Genomic DNA, 14,882 nt, shown 5'->3' on the forward strand with positions numbered 1-14,882 from the left:
GCAACAAAGGGATGCGTCATGGCTTTGCCGGTTAAGGATCAGCTAAGATACTGGGGCATCGCCGCCGTCGTCTTTGTCGTGATCCTGTGGGCCTTGGGCGATGTTCTGCTGCCCTTCGTGATCGGCGGCGCAATCGCCTATTTCCTTGATCCTGTCGCGGATCGGCTGGAAAAGCTGGGGCTGTCGCGGATGGCCGCCACAGGGATCATCACCGTGGTTGGGGTCCTTGCATTTGTTATTGTGATTCTGATGGTTGTGCCGGCTCTGGTCACGCAGTTGATCGAACTGATCGACGTATTGCCCAGCTTGTTCCAGGAACTGCGCGCCTTCATCGAAAAACAGTTCCCGTCGATTCTGGACCGCGAATCCAGCTCGCACCAGTTCTTGGTCGGGCTGGGTGAGACGCTAAAATCCAAGACCGGAGACGTGCTGCAATCTGTTGTGGCCTCGCTTGGTTCGGCGCTCAACGTGGTGGTGTTGCTTGTCATCGTGCCAGTCGTCTCGGTCTATATGCTGCTGGATTGGGATCGCATGATCGCCCGGATCGGAGAGCTGCTGCCCCGAGACCACGCCCCCACCATCAAACGCCTTGCAGGCGAGATCGACAATGTGCTGGCCTCATTCGTGCGGGGTATGGGCACGGTCTGTCTGATTCTTGGTACCTACTATGCCGTTGCCCTGATGCTGGTGGGCCTTCAATTTGGCCTGATCGTCGGCTTCATCGCCGGGCTGGTGACCTTTATCCCCTATCTGGGCGCTTTGATCGGCGGCACTCTGGCCATCGGGCTGGCGCTGTTCCAGTTCTGGGGGGATTGGGCGCATATCGGGCTGGTCGCAGGCATCTTTGCGCTGGGACAGGTGACCGAGGGCAACTTCCTGACGCCCAAACTGGTCGGCAGCTCGGTCGGCTTGCACCCGGTCTGGCTGTTGCTGGCCCTGTCGGTCTTTGGCGCACTGTTCGGCTTTGTCGGGATGCTGGTCGCCGTTCCCGTTGCCGCAGCGTTGGGTGTGCTGGCTCGGTTTGGTACATCGGTCTATCTGGATAGCCGCCTTTATACCGGCCTCGAAAGCCAGGATCAGGACAACGCGTAAATGGCCCGACAATTAAGCTTCGATTTGCCCGCAAAAACCGCGCTGGGGCGAGAGGATTTCTTTGTTTCTCCGGCGAACGCGCTTGCGGTTGCGATGATATCGGCCACCTCCTGGCCCGGCAACAAACTGGTGCTGAGTGGCCCGGCTGGCGCGGGCAAGACCCATTTGGCCCATGTGTGGGCGGCCGAGACGGGCGGGCGTATCATCAAAGCCGGGGCTCTGCGCTACGAGGACGTGCCCGATCTGGCACGCAGCCCGATTGCGGTCGAGGACGTTCCGATGATCGCGGGCGATATCGAGCAGCAGAAAGTGCTGTTTCACCTACACAACCTTGTACTGGCCGAGGGCCACGCCCTGCTGATGACGGGTCGTCTGGCCCCGAAGTTCTGGCAATTGCCGCTGGCAGATCTGCAAAGCCGGGTCGAAGGCGCGCATCACGTGGCGCTCGACCCGCCGGATGATGCACTACTTTGCGCAGTGCTTGCGAAACTGTTTGTCGACCGGCAGTTGAACCCTGGCCCCGAGGTGATTGCCTATTTGGTCAAGCACATGGATCGACGCTTTGAAACCGCCGCCGATGTGGTCGCGCAGCTGGACGAATTCGCGCTGTCCGAGAAACGCGATATCACACGCGCCTTGGCGATCCGCGTCTTGAAAACGGACCCGGACAAAGGCGATACGAATGATTGACCCAAGCGCGCCAATTGCGCATTCTGACTGCGAAATTTCCGGGTAAGACATGGACCAGACAGTCGAAACCGACATTCCTGATTGGGGGCCTTTCGGAAGACCTCTGTTCGACGACCCCGGCACAAGTGCGCTGTCGCGGGTGGGCGTGGTCGATGTCGGATCGAACTCGGTCCGGATGGTCGTCTTTGATGGCGCGGCCCGTTCGCCTGCCTATTTCTACAACGAAAAGGTCATGTGCGAGCTGGGCGCGGGACTGTCCGAGACCGGCCACCTGAATCCACGTGGGCGTGAGAGGGCGATGGCCGCCCTGCAGCGTTTTCAGCGGATCGCAGAGGACCTCGGCCTGCCGGGGCTACATGTCGTAGCCACCGCAGCCGTGCGTGAGGCGAAAGACGGGTCCGAATTCTGTCAGGACGTGAAGGCAAAAACCGGCCTGCATGTGGCCGTAATCGACGGTCAGGAAGAGGCGCGTCTTTCGGCCCAGGGCGTTATGCTGGGCTGGCCCGGAGCGTATGGCCTGATCTGCGACATTGGTGGCTCATCCATGGAACTGGCCGAGATCGGAGGCGGCGATGTTGGCCGCCGCGTGACCTCGGCCCTTGGTCCGCTGAAACTGCGCGATATCAAGGGCGGGCGCCGTGCGCGCAAGGCCCACATCAAATCCACCATGGAAGAGCTGCACAGCCAAATGGGCCAGCAGCGCGACCGACTGTTTCTGGTAGGCGGCAGCTGGCGTGCCTTTGCCCGGCTCGACATGCTGCGGCAGGGCTATCCGCTGAACGTCCTGCACGAATACCGTATGACCACCAAGCAAGTGCGCGAAACGATCAGGTTCATCGACGCGAACGATCATGACAAACTGCGCAGTCAGGCCGGGGTCTCAAGCTCTCGTATGGCGTTGATCCCTTATGCAATGGACGTGCTTGCGCGGCTGATCCGCACCTTCAAGCCCAAGGACATCGCGATCTCAAGCTATGGTATCCGGGAAGGCCTGCTTTATGAGCAGATGTCGCAGGAACAACGCGACCGCGACCCCTTGATTGAGGCCAGCCGTTTTTCCGAGGCGAAAGACGCCCGTCTGCCGGGCATGGGTCGCACGCTGTTCGAATTTGTGATGCCGTTGTTCAAGTCAGCACCTGCGACGCAGGTCCGTCTGATCAAGGCCGCCTGCCTCTTGCACGATGTCAGCTGGCGTGCGCATCCCGACTACCGGGCCGAGGTCTGTTTCGACTATGTCACCCGCGCCAATCTCGGGGGGCTGAAACACTCAGAACGCGTTTTCATAGGCCTTGCGCTGCAACATCGCTATCGCAACAAGCGCGAAGGCAACCGATTTGCGCCGCTTTACGAGTTGCTGGATGAAAAGGACCAGAAACAGGCCGAGATTCTGGGCAAGGCGATGCGGTTCGGGGCCATGTTGTGCATGGACAGCGACGCACATGTGGGCAAGCTTCGCTTTTATCCCAAAAAGCGTGAGCTTGATCTGCTGTTGCCCAAATCCGTGCAGCCGCTGTTCAACGAAGTGGCCGAGTCCCGCCTGAATTCACTGGCAAATGCCCTGAAATCCGAAATGCGTGTGGTCATCAAGGGCTGAACTACCCCTAGATGTCTGTGGCTCCGTCCGGAGCCTCAGGCAAAGCTTCAGGCGTTTCCGGCGCATCTTCGGTCTGTTTCTTGCGGATGATGATATCGCCATTTGGAAGGATCTCGGGCATCTCGTAGACGCTCCAATCCTTTACCTCGGCTGCAAGCTCTGCCAGCGCGGGGCCCATTTCCTGCATGAAGGATTGCATCGCGGGACCAAATTGATCGGCAAGGCCAAGCAGCTCATCCAAAGCCGGCTCCATCTCGCGGCGCAGGCCTTCGAAAAACAACTCGGCCCCCTGCTCCATCAAGGTTGGGGCATCTTCTTCCTCGGCCGTTGCGGGCAATGCAAAAGCGACCGCCACCGCGCCGATCATCAGAACATGTTTCATATGCTGAATATAAGTCCTTCCGCGCCCGGTTGAAAGGTCACAGCTCAAAATCCAGCGTGACCGGGAAGTGATCCGAGGCAGTCAACAGGGCCTCGCGCAGCTCGGGTTTGGCCCGGCAGTCGGCATCCTGAAACGGATGCCAGATGCGCCAGACGGGCCGACGGGACTGCAAATCCGCGCTGACCATGATGTAGTCCAGCAACGCCTCAAGGAACGTGCCTTTCTCGGGTCGCGCAAACCGCGCGGTCGAAGGCACCGACCCGGGGCGCGGCCCATGCGCGGTAACGGCATGAGGATCAAAAAGGCCCGCCTGCAAAACGATCTCGACCGAGGACCGCCCGAACAGATGCTCGAACTCATCCAGCCCGGGCCCGTCATTCAAATCCCCCAGCAAGACCACCGGATCGCCCCCGGCCACATGATGCGCGACCCGACGGGACAACCAGATCGCCTGAGCCAATTGCTTGCGGCGGTTGGCGATCGAGATGCGGATCGCCTCATCCCGCGACCCCGCCCCATGCGGAGCCTTGGATTTCAGATGCGCGCCGATCAGGCGAAACGCAAACCCCGCTTTGGTCTGAACCGACAGCTCCATAGGCGGCTTGGAAAACCGCACCACGTCCTGCGTCGCATCAACGTCCAGATCGATGCGAAACTCCGCGTCAAAGCGCGGGGCATCATCTGTCGCCCGTGGATCATGGCGTACCGATAGAACGTCCGGGTCGTAGAGAAGCGCCAGTTCCTGATGCGTATCATTGGGAAATCCCATGATCGCCTGCGAGGTGCGAAGGTCGAAAACTTCGGCAAATGCCTGCAATGCGCGCACCGTGTTCTGCCGTTTGCCCGTATTCGGCGCCTCAACGACCAGAATCGCATCCGCGTCAATCGCGGTAAGGACCTTGGCGATCGCCTCGACCTGCTGGGCCTTGGTTACGTCATGCCGTCCCGACCAGCTGTCATCCACGATCAGTTTGTCATTGCGATCAAACAAGTTGGCAAACCATTCAATATTGTAGGTCGCCAGACGCATCACTCAGACCGAAGCGCCGTTGATCTCATCCCAGGCGCGGTTGATGTCGATCATCTTCTTCTCGGCCAGGCGGATCGCCTCTTCCGGAACACCGCGCGACATCATTGCGTCGGGATGAGTTTCGCGCACCAACTTGCGCCAGACCTTTCGGATCTCAGCAACCGGCATATCGCGCGAGACGCCCAGAACCACATAAGGATCGTTCGGCGCATCCGGCACAAACCGCGCACGCAGGGCCAGAAACTGCGCGTCCGTCTGTCCGAAAATTCGGCTAACCTCTTCCAGAAACTCATTCTCGTTCGGGTGATAGAACCCGTCAGCCATGGCGATATGAAACAGCCCTTCCATCAGGTCGCACAAGGTAGTGCTATCTTCCGAGAACATCCGCGCGATTTTTCGGGCATAGTCCTGAAACCCCGCCACATCCGTTCGGGCCATGTTGAAGACGCGGGCCGCGCCCTCCTCATCGTCGCGCGCAATCTGGAACACGTCGCGGAAGGCCGTCACCTCATCCCGCGTGACCTGTCCATCGGCCTTTGCCATCTTGGCCCCCAGCGCAATCACAGCGATGGTAAACGCCACCGAGCGTTCAGGCGGCGAGCGCAGCTTTTCGAAAATGGCTGTCAGGCTCTCACCTTGGGCAAGGGCACTCAGCGCGTCAGATATCCGGGTCCAAATCGACATGGGCGTAACTTAGCGTCCCATTGCGGGACTGTCAGGTGCGATAGATCATTCGGGCGAAAGAATTTTCTGCATCAGTACAAGATCCAGATACCGTCCCCATTTGCACCCCACCTCAGGCATATGCCCCACCTCGGCAAACCCAAGCGCGGAATGAAAGGCAATCGCCCCCGGGTTGGCCGACGAGATACCGGCGACCAGAACATGCACCCCCTCACTGCGGGCCACCTGCTGCAACTGCTCCATCAGGGCACGCCCCATGCCACGGCCCCGCGCATCATCTGCCAGCTGGATCGAATGCTCACGGCACTTGGCATATCCCGGCCCGGATCGGAACGGGGCATAAGTTGCAAAGCCAATGACGTGCCCCTGATCCTCAGCCACAAGATAGGCCGCCCTGCGCGCCTGGATATCACGAGCAATCGACTCAATGCTGCGTTCATCGGTGGTGAAGGTCACCAATGTGTCGCGAATAATCGCGTTGGAGATCAAAGCGATCTCTGCCGCGTCCGATGGCCGGGCCTGACGGACCCTCATCCCAAAATACGTACCCCAAAAGGTGTTTCGATCTCGGCCTGCATAGACGCCGGACCCGTATCAAAGACAACCGGATCAAGCGGACCCAGCTGCTCTGCCAGGCGCAACGCATCCGGATGATAGACAACCAGACGTTTCAGGCGGCATCCTCGATCCTCCAACATACGCGCAGGATGAAGATCCCCCTGCCACTGGATCAGCGCCGGAAAAAAGTTGTCAAAGGGTAAACGCCCATTTGGCGGCACCGCCATACGCCACCGCAAAGCCCCTCGGGCCAAATCAATCGGCGTCCCGACACCATCGGGAAACACGGCAAGAGAAGCCTCGATATCGGGGACACGGCAAATCCAATTGGTCAGACGTGGCGCGCCTTCGAACCGGTCCAGATCGAACCACCGCGTCCTGTCGGGCCGAGGTGCATCCGGGTCGATGGCAATCGCCTCCAGATACAGCCCCTCCTTCAGACCAAGCAACCGATTGTGCGTACCAAACGCTTCATGTGTGCCACCCGCCTGGAGACTGACACCCAAGGCGTCTTCCACATGCGCCGTGGCCTCTTCCAACGTGGCACCCGCCACGGCAATATGATCCAACTCCATCGCGCCCTCCACGATGACACCCTAAGCACACAACAAAAGGGCGCAAGCCAAACCCGCGCCCTTCTTCTGTTTGAAAATACCTTCGGGGGTGAATTTGCCGTCAGGCAAAGAGGGGGCAGACAGCCCCCTGCCCCGCCTCAGTCCCGCGCGTCGCGGATCAGGCGCAAGATGTCCTGCGCAGCATCCGGAATATTTGTCCCCGGTCCAAAGATCGCCTTGACCCCGTTGTCATACAGGAACTGATAGTCCTGCTGCGGGATCACCCCACCGCAAATCACGATGATATCCTCAGCCCCGGCTTTCTTGAGTTCCTCAACAAGCTGCGGAGCCAGCGTCTTGTGGCCCGCCGCCTGAGACGAGATACCCACCACATGCACGTCATTGTCCACAGCGTCCTGCGCCGCCTCGGCAGGTGTCTGGAACAGAGGGCCAACGTCCACGTCAAACCCGATATCGGCAAAGGCCGTCGCGATCACCTTGGCGCCCCGGTCATGACCGTCTTGCCCCATCTTGACCACCAACAGACGGGGGCGACGCCCCTCGACCTCGGCAAAGTCTTCGATGGATTTCTGGATGGCGGCAAAGCCTTCGTCGCCCTCATACGCAGCGCCATAAACGCCCGCCAAGGTCTTCACTTCGGCGCGGTGGCGGCCGAACTCTTTCTCCATTGCCATACTGATCTCTCCTACCGATGCGCGGGCGCGGGCGGCCTCGACCGCAGCAGCCAGCAGGTTTCCGCCTTCTTGGGCGGCCTTGGTCAGCGCGTCCAACGCGGCCTGACAGGCGGCCTCGTCGCGGGTGGCGCGGATCTCTTCCAGCCGCGCGACCTGAGATTCGCGCACGGCCACGTTGTCGACGTCCAGAATGTCGATCGGATCTTCCTGTTCCTTGCGGTATTTGTTGACGCCAACAATCACCTCATCGCCCCGGTCGATCATCGCCTGACGGCGCGCAGCGCTTTCCTCGATCCGCAGCTTGGGCATGCCCGAGGCGACAGCTTTGGTCATGCCGCCCATTTCCTCAACCTCTTCCATCAAGGACCAGGCTTTCTCGATCAGATCATTGGTCAGGCTTTCCACATAGTAAGAGCCCGCCAGTGGATCGACCACATCGGTCACACCCGTCTCTTCCTGCAAGACCAACTGCGTGTTCCGCGCTATGCGGGCCGAGAAATCGGTGGGCAGGGCAATCGCCTCATCCAGAGCGTTTGTGTGCAGCGACTGTGTGCCGCCCAGAACCGCGCTCATCGCCTCATACGCAGTGCGGATGACGTTGTTATAGGGGTCCTGCTCCTGCAGCGAGACGCCTGAGGTTTGGCAGTGTGTCCGCAGCATCTTGGAGCGTTCGGACTTCGCCCCGAACTCGGTCATCACGCGATGCCACAGGGTCCGCGCGGCGCGCAGTTTCGCAATCTCCATGAAGAAATTCATGCCAATGGCAAAGAAGAACGACAAACGGCCTGCGAATTTATCGACATCCATGCCCGCATCCAGCGCAGCCCGCACGTATTCGCGCCCGTCTGCGATAGTATAGGCCAGCTCCTGCACAAGGTTCGCGCCAGCCTCTTGCATGTGATAGCCCGAGATCGAGATCGAGTTGAACTTGGGCATCTCGTTCGAGGTGTACTCGATAATGTCCGAGATGATCTTCATCGACGGCTCTGGCGGGTAGATGTAGGTGTTGCGCACCATGAACTCTTTCAGAATGTCATTCTGAATGGTGCCGGACAGGACCGATTTATCGTGCCCCTGCTCTTCACCTGCCACGATAAAGCTTGCCAGAACCGGGATGACCGCGCCGTTCATAGTCATCGAGACCGAGACTTTGTCGAGCGGGATGCCGTCGAACAGGATTTTCATATCCTCCACGCTGTCAATCGCCACACCGGCCTTGCCGACATCGCCGACAACGCGCGGGTGGTCGCTGTCATAGCCGCGGTGCGTCGCCAGATCGAAAGCGACCGAGACACCCTGCTGACCCGCAGCCAGATTGCGCCGGTAAAAGGCGTTCGATTCCTCGGCGGTCGAGAACCCGGCATATTGGCGAATGGTCCAAGGCCGCCCGGCATACATCGTCGCCTTCACACCGCGCGTGAACGGGCCAAACCCCGGCAGAGTGCCCATATGCGGCAAATCGGCGGTGTCGTCCTGAGTATAGAGCGGTTTGACGTTGATGCCTTCCAGCGTTTCCTTGGTCAGATCGTCCAGTGGCCGTCCGCGCAATTCTTTCTCGGCCAGCGCGCGCCAGTCATTCTTATCGGTCATCGAGGTGTCCTCTCGTCAGTTCGGCCTGCAGCAGCCTGCAATCCTTGCGTATCGTGGTTCAGCAGATGTCGGGCATGGCCCACGCGCGACAAATTGAGCATCTTGTGCAATTCGCCGGTCGCATTCGCGCGCGTAAAGGCTATATTCAACGGGACAGGAGGCCCCATGAACAAAACGCTTGCCCTTGTTTTCTCGGCACTTATCCCGCTGGCTGCCATGGCCGCCGACGGAACAGCACCTGCTGATGATGAATATGTTCGCCCTGTTGGCGACAGTGAGTTGAGCGATTTCATGTGGACCCACCGGCCCATTGTCGTCTTCGCCGACACTCCCGCCGATCCCCGGTTCCAGCAGCAGATCGACATGTTGCTGGAAGGTGAGGACGAGATGCGGGATCGGGATGTCGTGGTGCTAACGGATACCGATCCGTCCGCACGATCCCCAATCCGGTCCAAGCTGCGCCCGCGCGGGTTCCAGATGGTCTTTGTTGACAAGGACGGCGTGGTCAAACTGCGCAAACCGTCCCCCTGGAGCGTGCGCGAGATCGGCCGCTCGATCGACAAAACCCCCCTGCGCGAACGCGAAATCCGCGACCGGCGCGAGGGCGGTTGAACGCTTTTGCCACGCCCCAAGCCACCGGCGCAGAACACCGGTGAGACCTGAGAATATGCCAAAAGCGCGCTCATGATCATTCGAACTCGATGATCACTTCGTCTACGGCGAGGCTGTCGCCCGGACCTGCATTGATCTTGGCAACGGTACCCTTCTTCTCGGCGCGCAGGATGTTTTCCATCTTCATCGCCTCGATGGTGCACAGCGCCTGGCCTTCCTGGACCTCCTGACCGACTTCCACGTCGATCTTCACCACCAGACCCGGCATCGGGCAGAGTAGCATTTTCGACGTATCTGGCGGCAGTTTCTCCGGCATCAGCTTAGCCAGCTCGGCCTGATGCGGACGGCGTACCAATACCTTCAGGTCAGCGCCTCGGTTGCGAATGCGGAAACCGCCCGTAACCTTGCCTACCTTCAGAACCAGAGGGCTTCCATCTACATCCAGCACCGCCAGCTGATCGCCCGGTGTCCAGTCAGATGCGACGCGAACGGTCGAGCCGTCCTCGAATTTGACGGTCGCGCCTTCCTTGTCTGCATTGACCTGAACGGCCAGCTCTTGGCCTTCCAGTGAAACGACCCAGCGCTTGCCGACCTTGCGTTCGTGGTTGTCCATCCGGCCCGAAACACGGGTACGGCGGATCTCGGCAACCCGGTGCATCGCCGCGCATGAGGCCGCGATCCGGCGCAGGTCGTCTTCGGGCAGCGTTACGCCTTCGAATCCGTCCGGGTATTCTTCGGCAATAAAGGCTGTGGTCATGTCACCGCTGACGAATTTCGGGTGATCCATCACGGCCGACAGGAACGGCAGGTTGTGGCCAATTCCTTCGACCTCGAAACTGTCCAGTGCCACGCGCATCGCCTCAATCGCGGCTTCGCGGGTTGGGGCCCATGTGCAAAGCTTGGCGATCATCGGGTCGTAATACATGCTGATTTCGCCGCCTTCATAGACGCCGGTATCGTTGCGCACCGCGGCCTCACCCTCGGGCGCGTCGCCTTGCCATTTTCCATTGACCAGCAGCGGACCGGCAGCAGTTTCCTGCGGCGGGCGATAGCGGGTCAGACGACCGATCGAAGGCAGGAAGCTGCGATAGGGATCTTCCGCATACAGACGATTTTCAATCGCCCAGCCTGTCAGGGTCACATCATCCTGAGTGATGGTCAGCTTTTCGCCATTCGCCACACGGATCATCTGTTCCACCAGATCGACACCGGTGATCAGTTCCGTAACCGGGTGTTCCACCTGAAGACGAGTGTTCATCTCAAGGAAGTAGAAGTTCTTTTCGCCATCGACGATGAATTCCACCGTACCCGCGCTGGAATAGCCCACGGCCTTGGCCAGCGCGACCGCCTGTTCGCCCATGGCCTTGCGGGTCTCGGGATCAAGGAAGGGCGACGGGGCCTCTTCCACGACTTTCTGGTTCCGACGCTGGATAGAGCATTCGCGCTCCCCCAGATAAATGCCGTTGCCATGGCTATCGCAGAGAACCTGAATTTCGATGTGACGCGGTTGGGTCACGAATTTCTCGATAAAAATCCGGTCATCGCCGAACGAGTTCGCGGCCTCGTTCTTAGAGGACTGGAACCCCTCGCGGGCCTCTTCGTCATTCCAGGCGATCCGCATGCCCTTGCCGCCGCCACCGGCACTGGCCTTGATCATGACGGGGTAGCCGATCTCATTCGAGATCTTGACTGCCTCGTCAGCGTCTTCGATCAGGCCCATATAGCCGGGGACAGTAGAAACATTGGCCTCCTGCGCGATCTTCTTCGAGGTAATCTTGTCCCCCATGCTTTCAATCGCACCAACCGGAGGGCCGACAAATGCCACGCCTTCGGCGTCCAGTGCCTCGGCGAATTTGGCGTTTTCCGACAAGAAGCCATAGCCGGGGTGGACAGCCTGTGCGCCGCTCTGGCGGATGGCGTCCATGACCTTGTCGATCACGATATACGACTGGTTCGCAGGCGGCGGGCCGATATGGACAGCCTCATCCGCCATCGACACGTGCAGAGCGTTCTTATCCGCGTCCGAATAGATGGCGACGGTGCCGATACCCATTTTACGGGCGGTCTTGATAACCCGGCAGGCGATCTCGCCCCGGTTGGCGATCAGGATCTTATTGAACATGGAACGTCCTTTGGCTTGGTGTTCTGGAAACGCAAAAAGCCGCCGCAGGGAGGGCATCCCCACGTCGGCGCAATGCGTGACGACGGACGGGGCGACTTGCGCCCCGAAAATTCGCGTTAGTTACAGGTGTTCTGCGTCTTGCAATACAGCACGTTGCCTGCGGCACCGACAGCGGCACCGAACAACGGATCGGCGCTGAGAACGGCTGCTCCGACAGCGCCCGCGCCACCGCCCAGGATGGCTTGTTCGCCGAGAGTATCGCCGCAGGCCGAAAGGCCCGCACAGATTGCCAGTGCAAGGAACACTTGAGAGATTCGCATGATGTCTGCCTCTTGCTTTTTTGTATTGTTCTTGCAGACAGATGTCGGAATTCCGCGCCGTTATTCAATAACAACTGGGCAAAATCCGCATTTTGCGCAGCTTTATGCCCATTCAGAACAATCCGAGGCGCAAAGAAAAACGCGGACAGGACGATGTGGGGAACACAAGCCTGCCCGCGCAAGGAAGGGGTACGGAATAGTAGGTGCATGTGCGACGCAGGCAAAGTCGTGTCGCACGGCTGGGTCAGGATGCACTGCACAATCTCGTCTGCAAACAAAGTATTGTTTCCACCCAAGATTCCGGCCAGAATCTGCCCAGCAGGCGAAACTCCGCGCAAATTCATGCCGACAGGACCTATGCAGTTTTGCTGAGCCGAAGCCGCCCAAACCGTCACAGTTTCGTTACATTTCTCTGCCGCTGTTCTTTTTTCTGCACCTGCAACATCACGGGCCATCACACCCGTTCGCAAATTATTTTTACGCCAATGCCGTGGGTTAACCGATCTGTACACCTTGCCGTGAACTGTAGCCGACTTCTTAGCACAAATGCGTGAGAGAAAGCGCGTTCTTCGTCCCTTTTTCGTGATTTCCATGATCGTCGAGCGCGTGAAACTTTGATCGCGCACACTCGCAAACAAGGAAACACCCATATGTTTACAAAGAGAAAAAAGGCAATCCTGCTTGCTGCCACTGCGTTTAGTGTGACCAGCACGCTTGCCTTTGCTCAGGACGCTCAAACTCAGGCCGAACTTGACGCTCTGCGCGCCCGGGTCGAGGCCCTCGAGGCCTCCAACGCCGGTCCTGCAAATGGCGATTTTCGTATTGGGAACACCAGCCTGGATCTTTACGGCTACATCAAAGCCGACTTCTTCTATGACTTCGATTTCGAACAGGGCGACACCGCGTTCGTAAACGTCATCGGCGAACCGTCGACCGCAACCAGCGGCACCTTCGGCAGCACGGTACGCCAGTCGCGCATCGGCCTGCGCACCAGCACGCCCAGCGCGTTGGGTGATATCGGCGGTCAGCTGGAACTGGACCTGTTCGCATCCGACAGCACGGCCGAACTGCGCCTGCGTCATGCCAATATCACCATTGGGGATAACTGGCTGATCGGTCAGTACTGGACCAACTTCCAGCCGCTCGACACTTACCCCACGTCGGTTGAATTCAACGGCCCTGTCGGCATCGCCTTCGCGCGTCAGCCGCAGATCCGCTACACCAACAGCTTCGGCACAAACACTCAATTCAGCGTTTCGCTTGAGGAAAACGTTGGTGGGTCCAACTCGAACGACCCGGTCCTGACCGCGGCGGCCGAATATAACGACGGAAAATACGTCGCGCGTATCGCGGGCCTCTACGGTAAAGCCGAAACCAGCGATGGTGCCACCGAAGTGGACCAATGGGGCGTGACCCTGTCGGGATCGGTTCGCCCATGGGCGGGCGGTCTGTTCCAGGTCAACTACGTGAACGGTCAGGCGATCGGTCCCTACCTGATCGGTCTTGGCAACGCCATCGTCAACGGCGAGGCCAATGACGTCGACGGCTACACCATCGAGTTCCGCCAGGACCTGGGTGAGAAATGGAATGTCGGTATCGCCTACGGTAAAGAAGACTATGATCTGGCGACCAACAGCTTCTCGGACGGCACCGGTTCTCTGAACTTCACCGAGTTGGAGACGATCCACGTCAACGCCTTCTATCAGGCCACCGACAGCCTGACGCTGAGCGCCGAATACATCTATGGCGAGCGCAACGATGCGACCACCGGTCGAAGCTTCGACGGGAGCCGTGTTCAGGTCGCAGCCCAGCTGAATTTCTGACGCCACACACCCACCCTGCCCGTTTTCGGGCAGGGTTTCACCCATGCGGGCAAGGATATGCGGCGCTGGGTATATCACCGCTCAGCCCGCTCCGAAAATGTCGGGAAAGGACGCACGTGCCGCGTCCAGATCAATAACCAGCAACGCGTCATAGCTTGCCGGGTCGAATGGGTCTTCGGCTGGCACGACCTCACGCTCGAACAGCCAGCTTAGCCGTCCTGCATCCAGATTGCCGCGCTCGAAAGGTTGATCCGCGAAGTTCTGCCAGAGCGCCTCCATAAAGGCGGCATCGGCGCGGCGGTCGGCTGGCTTACGATCACGAAACCGCTCACGCCGGGTGATCGGTGTCACGCCTTTAGGGTTGGCGCGACGAATGGTGAATTGAAAATCCGTACCCGCCAGACGCCCCGGAAAGCCTCGATGTTTCAGCATCCTGGCACCTCGCGGACTGATGTCATCGGGAATAAGAATTCGCACCCGTAAGGGGTAAAGGTCATAGCGCGCACCTCCAAAGCCGCATCCGTTGTCTGAGACGCCCTGCTATCATCAAGACAGATCATGGTCAGAGCCCCTCCCAGATACACCGGGACTGCTCCAGCCGGTAGGCTTCGAAAAACTGAGTTGCATCGGGGGCAGCATCGCCGAACTGGATCGGGCGGTCGGACAGTGAAATCACCACCAAGGCCGGGTCCAATTCGTGCTGGGCAACATAGGCAACCGCCAGCGTCTGGCACAGATGCTCCATATCGTTCGAGGCGACGTCATAGCCAATCCGCCCGACCGTCGCGCCGATCTTCGGAGCGATGAACCGGAACCGCACCCAAAGTTCGCCGGGGTTGTTGTCCAACAAAACGTTGCTGAGATGCACGGGCTGGCCAGAGGGCACGGGCAGAGAGGCTTCGGCCACTGAAATGCTTGGCAGAGACAGGATGCTGAACATCAGACCCATGGCGCGACCCCGGACCCGCCAGAGGCAGGCTCCTCCTTCCGGGGTCGCGCGCGCAGCGCTTTGAGCCCGCGCGGTTCTATGTCTGATGGATCGGATCATTTGACGATTTTGCGCTTGTTGTCAATTCTGCCTTGATTTCGGGCGGAATGCGGCAAGTTACCGCGATTTTCGGCGGATTGGGGTGGGT

The 14,882-nt window shown here is 59.4% G+C and carries 15 protein-coding genes; 5 read left to right on the forward strand and 10 right to left on the reverse strand.

Going from position 1 to position 14,882, the window contains the following annotated elements; translation table 11 throughout:
• The first annotated feature begins 18 nt into the window (after positions 1-18).
• Genes AC2FD8_RS16195 through AC2FD8_RS16205 form a run of 3 tightly spaced genes read left to right on the forward strand, consistent with a single transcriptional unit; the run spans position 19 to position 3,376 of the window.
• Positions 19-1,092: an AI-2E family transporter gene (locus AC2FD8_RS16195; RefSeq protein ID WP_496857803.1), complete on the forward strand. Its 1,074-nt coding sequence runs from the start codon at positions 19-21 to the stop codon at positions 1,090-1,092.
• The gene (locus AC2FD8_RS16200) at positions 1,093-1,782 is read left to right on the forward strand and encodes a P-loop NTPase family protein (protein WP_496857804.1); all 690 of its coding nucleotides are present in this window, start codon (positions 1,093-1,095) and stop codon (positions 1,780-1,782) included. It begins immediately after the preceding gene.
• Positions 1,783-1,831: 49 nt separating this feature from the next.
• The gene (locus tag AC2FD8_RS16205; protein WP_496857806.1) at positions 1,832-3,376 is read left to right on the forward strand and encodes a Ppx/GppA family phosphatase; all 1,545 of its coding nucleotides are present in this window, start codon (positions 1,832-1,834) and stop codon (positions 3,374-3,376) included.
• Between the two features lie 7 nt (positions 3,377-3,383).
• Here AC2FD8_RS16205 and AC2FD8_RS16210 read toward each other — a convergent pair whose 3' ends face one another.
• The 6 genes from AC2FD8_RS16210 to scpA all read right to left on the reverse strand — a co-directional run bounded on the left by AC2FD8_RS16210 (position 3,384) and on the right by scpA (position 8,869).
• Positions 3,384-3,758, reverse strand: coding sequence for a hypothetical protein (locus AC2FD8_RS16210; protein WP_496857808.1), 375 nt, complete (start codon positions 3,756-3,758; stop codon positions 3,384-3,386).
• Positions 3,759-3,795: 37 nt separating this feature from the next.
• A complete protein-coding gene (locus AC2FD8_RS16215; protein ID WP_496857810.1) occupies positions 3,796-4,788 on the reverse strand; it encodes an endonuclease/exonuclease/phosphatase family protein in 993 nt (330 codons plus the stop codon).
• A 3-nt stretch (positions 4,789-4,791) separates the two neighbouring features.
• A complete protein-coding gene (locus AC2FD8_RS16220; protein ID WP_496857812.1) occupies positions 4,792-5,472 on the reverse strand; it encodes a TerB family tellurite resistance protein in 681 nt (226 codons plus the stop codon).
• A gap of 45 nt (positions 5,473-5,517) precedes the next feature.
• Positions 5,518-6,006, reverse strand: coding sequence for a GNAT family N-acetyltransferase (locus AC2FD8_RS16225; RefSeq protein ID WP_496857814.1), 489 nt, complete (start codon positions 6,004-6,006; stop codon positions 5,518-5,520).
• Positions 6,003-6,605 (reverse strand): VOC family protein, encoded by a 603-nt coding sequence (locus AC2FD8_RS16230; protein ID WP_496857816.1) that lies wholly within the window; start codon positions 6,603-6,605, stop codon positions 6,003-6,005. Before AC2FD8_RS16230 ends, AC2FD8_RS16225 begins: the two co-directional genes overlap by 4 nt.
• 137 nt (positions 6,606-6,742) lie before the next feature.
• Positions 6,743-8,869, reverse strand: coding sequence for a methylmalonyl-CoA mutase (gene scpA, locus AC2FD8_RS16235; RefSeq protein ID WP_496857818.1), 2,127 nt, complete (start codon positions 8,867-8,869; stop codon positions 6,743-6,745).
• A gap of 165 nt (positions 8,870-9,034) precedes the next feature.
• Here scpA and AC2FD8_RS16240 point away from each other — a divergent pair, with 165 nt between their 5' ends.
• Positions 9,035-9,481, forward strand: coding sequence for a DUF4174 domain-containing protein (locus tag AC2FD8_RS16240; RefSeq protein WP_496857819.1), 447 nt, complete (start codon positions 9,035-9,037; stop codon positions 9,479-9,481).
• Positions 9,482-9,557: 76 nt separating this feature from the next.
• Here the strand turns inward: AC2FD8_RS16240 and AC2FD8_RS16245 are convergent, their stop codons facing one another.
• Complete coding sequence (locus AC2FD8_RS16245; RefSeq protein ID WP_496857820.1) at positions 9,558-11,603, reverse strand: ATP-binding protein; 2,046 nt, start codon at positions 11,601-11,603, stop codon at positions 9,558-9,560.
• Positions 11,604-11,719: 116 nt separating this feature from the next.
• Positions 11,720-11,923, reverse strand: a complete 204-nt coding sequence (locus AC2FD8_RS16250; RefSeq protein WP_496857822.1) for a hypothetical protein — start codon at positions 11,921-11,923, stop codon at positions 11,720-11,722.
• Between the two features lie 650 nt (positions 11,924-12,573).
• Between AC2FD8_RS16250 and AC2FD8_RS16255 the strand changes: the two genes are divergently transcribed.
• Positions 12,574-13,746, forward strand: a complete 1,173-nt coding sequence (locus AC2FD8_RS16255; protein ID WP_496857824.1) for a DcaP family trimeric outer membrane transporter — start codon at positions 12,574-12,576, stop codon at positions 13,744-13,746.
• A gap of 81 nt (positions 13,747-13,827) precedes the next feature.
• Here the strand turns inward: AC2FD8_RS16255 and AC2FD8_RS16260 are convergent, their stop codons facing one another.
• Both AC2FD8_RS16260 and AC2FD8_RS16265 read right to left on the reverse strand, forming a co-directional pair.
• Positions 13,828-14,178, reverse strand: a complete 351-nt coding sequence (locus AC2FD8_RS16260) for a hypothetical protein (protein WP_496857825.1) — start codon at positions 14,176-14,178, stop codon at positions 13,828-13,830.
• Between the two features lie 130 nt (positions 14,179-14,308).
• Positions 14,309-14,695, reverse strand: coding sequence for a DUF6497 family protein (locus AC2FD8_RS16265; protein WP_496857827.1), 387 nt, complete (start codon positions 14,693-14,695; stop codon positions 14,309-14,311).
• Between the last annotated feature and the right edge of the window lie 187 nt (positions 14,696-14,882).

It is taken from the genome of Ruegeria sp. YTSC192 (assembly GCF_059609705.1).

Excerpts from the sequence above, each read along its gene's own strand:
- AC2FD8_RS16225 (WP_496857814.1), bottom strand. The coding sequence starts at position 6,006 with ATGAGGGTCCGTCAGGCCCGGCCATCGGACGCGGCAGAGATCGCTTTG.
- AC2FD8_RS16255 (WP_496857824.1), top strand. The coding sequence starts at position 12,574 with ATGTTTACAAAGAGAAAAAAGGCAATCCTGCTTGCTGCCACTGCGTTT.
- AC2FD8_RS16220 (WP_496857812.1), bottom strand. The coding sequence starts at position 5,472 with ATGTCGATTTGGACCCGGATATCTGACGCGCTGAGTGCCCTTGCCCAA.
- AC2FD8_RS16200 (WP_496857804.1), top strand. The coding sequence starts at position 1,093 with ATGGCCCGACAATTAAGCTTCGATTTGCCCGCAAAAACCGCGCTGGGG.
- AC2FD8_RS16215 (WP_496857810.1), bottom strand. The coding sequence starts at position 4,788 with ATGCGTCTGGCGACCTACAATATTGAATGGTTTGCCAACTTGTTTGAT.
- AC2FD8_RS16245 (WP_496857820.1), bottom strand. The coding sequence starts at position 11,603 with ATGTTCAATAAGATCCTGATCGCCAACCGGGGCGAGATCGCCTGCCGG.
- AC2FD8_RS16260 (WP_496857825.1), bottom strand. The coding sequence starts at position 14,178 with ATGCTGAAACATCGAGGCTTTCCGGGGCGTCTGGCGGGTACGGATTTT.
- AC2FD8_RS16230 (WP_496857816.1), bottom strand. The coding sequence starts at position 6,605 with ATGGAGTTGGATCATATTGCCGTGGCGGGTGCCACGTTGGAAGAGGCC.
- AC2FD8_RS16265 (WP_496857827.1), bottom strand. The coding sequence starts at position 14,695 with ATGGGTCTGATGTTCAGCATCCTGTCTCTGCCAAGCATTTCAGTGGCC.
- AC2FD8_RS16210 (WP_496857808.1), bottom strand. The coding sequence starts at position 3,758 with ATGAAACATGTTCTGATGATCGGCGCGGTGGCGGTCGCTTTTGCATTG.
- AC2FD8_RS16205 (WP_496857806.1), top strand. The coding sequence starts at position 1,832 with ATGGACCAGACAGTCGAAACCGACATTCCTGATTGGGGGCCTTTCGGA.
- scpA (WP_496857818.1), bottom strand. The coding sequence starts at position 8,869 with ATGACCGATAAGAATGACTGGCGCGCGCTGGCCGAGAAAGAATTGCGC.
- AC2FD8_RS16195 (WP_496857803.1), top strand. The coding sequence starts at position 19 with ATGGCTTTGCCGGTTAAGGATCAGCTAAGATACTGGGGCATCGCCGCC.
- AC2FD8_RS16250 (WP_496857822.1), bottom strand. The coding sequence starts at position 11,923 with ATGCGAATCTCTCAAGTGTTCCTTGCACTGGCAATCTGTGCGGGCCTT.
- AC2FD8_RS16240 (WP_496857819.1), top strand. The coding sequence starts at position 9,035 with ATGAACAAAACGCTTGCCCTTGTTTTCTCGGCACTTATCCCGCTGGCT.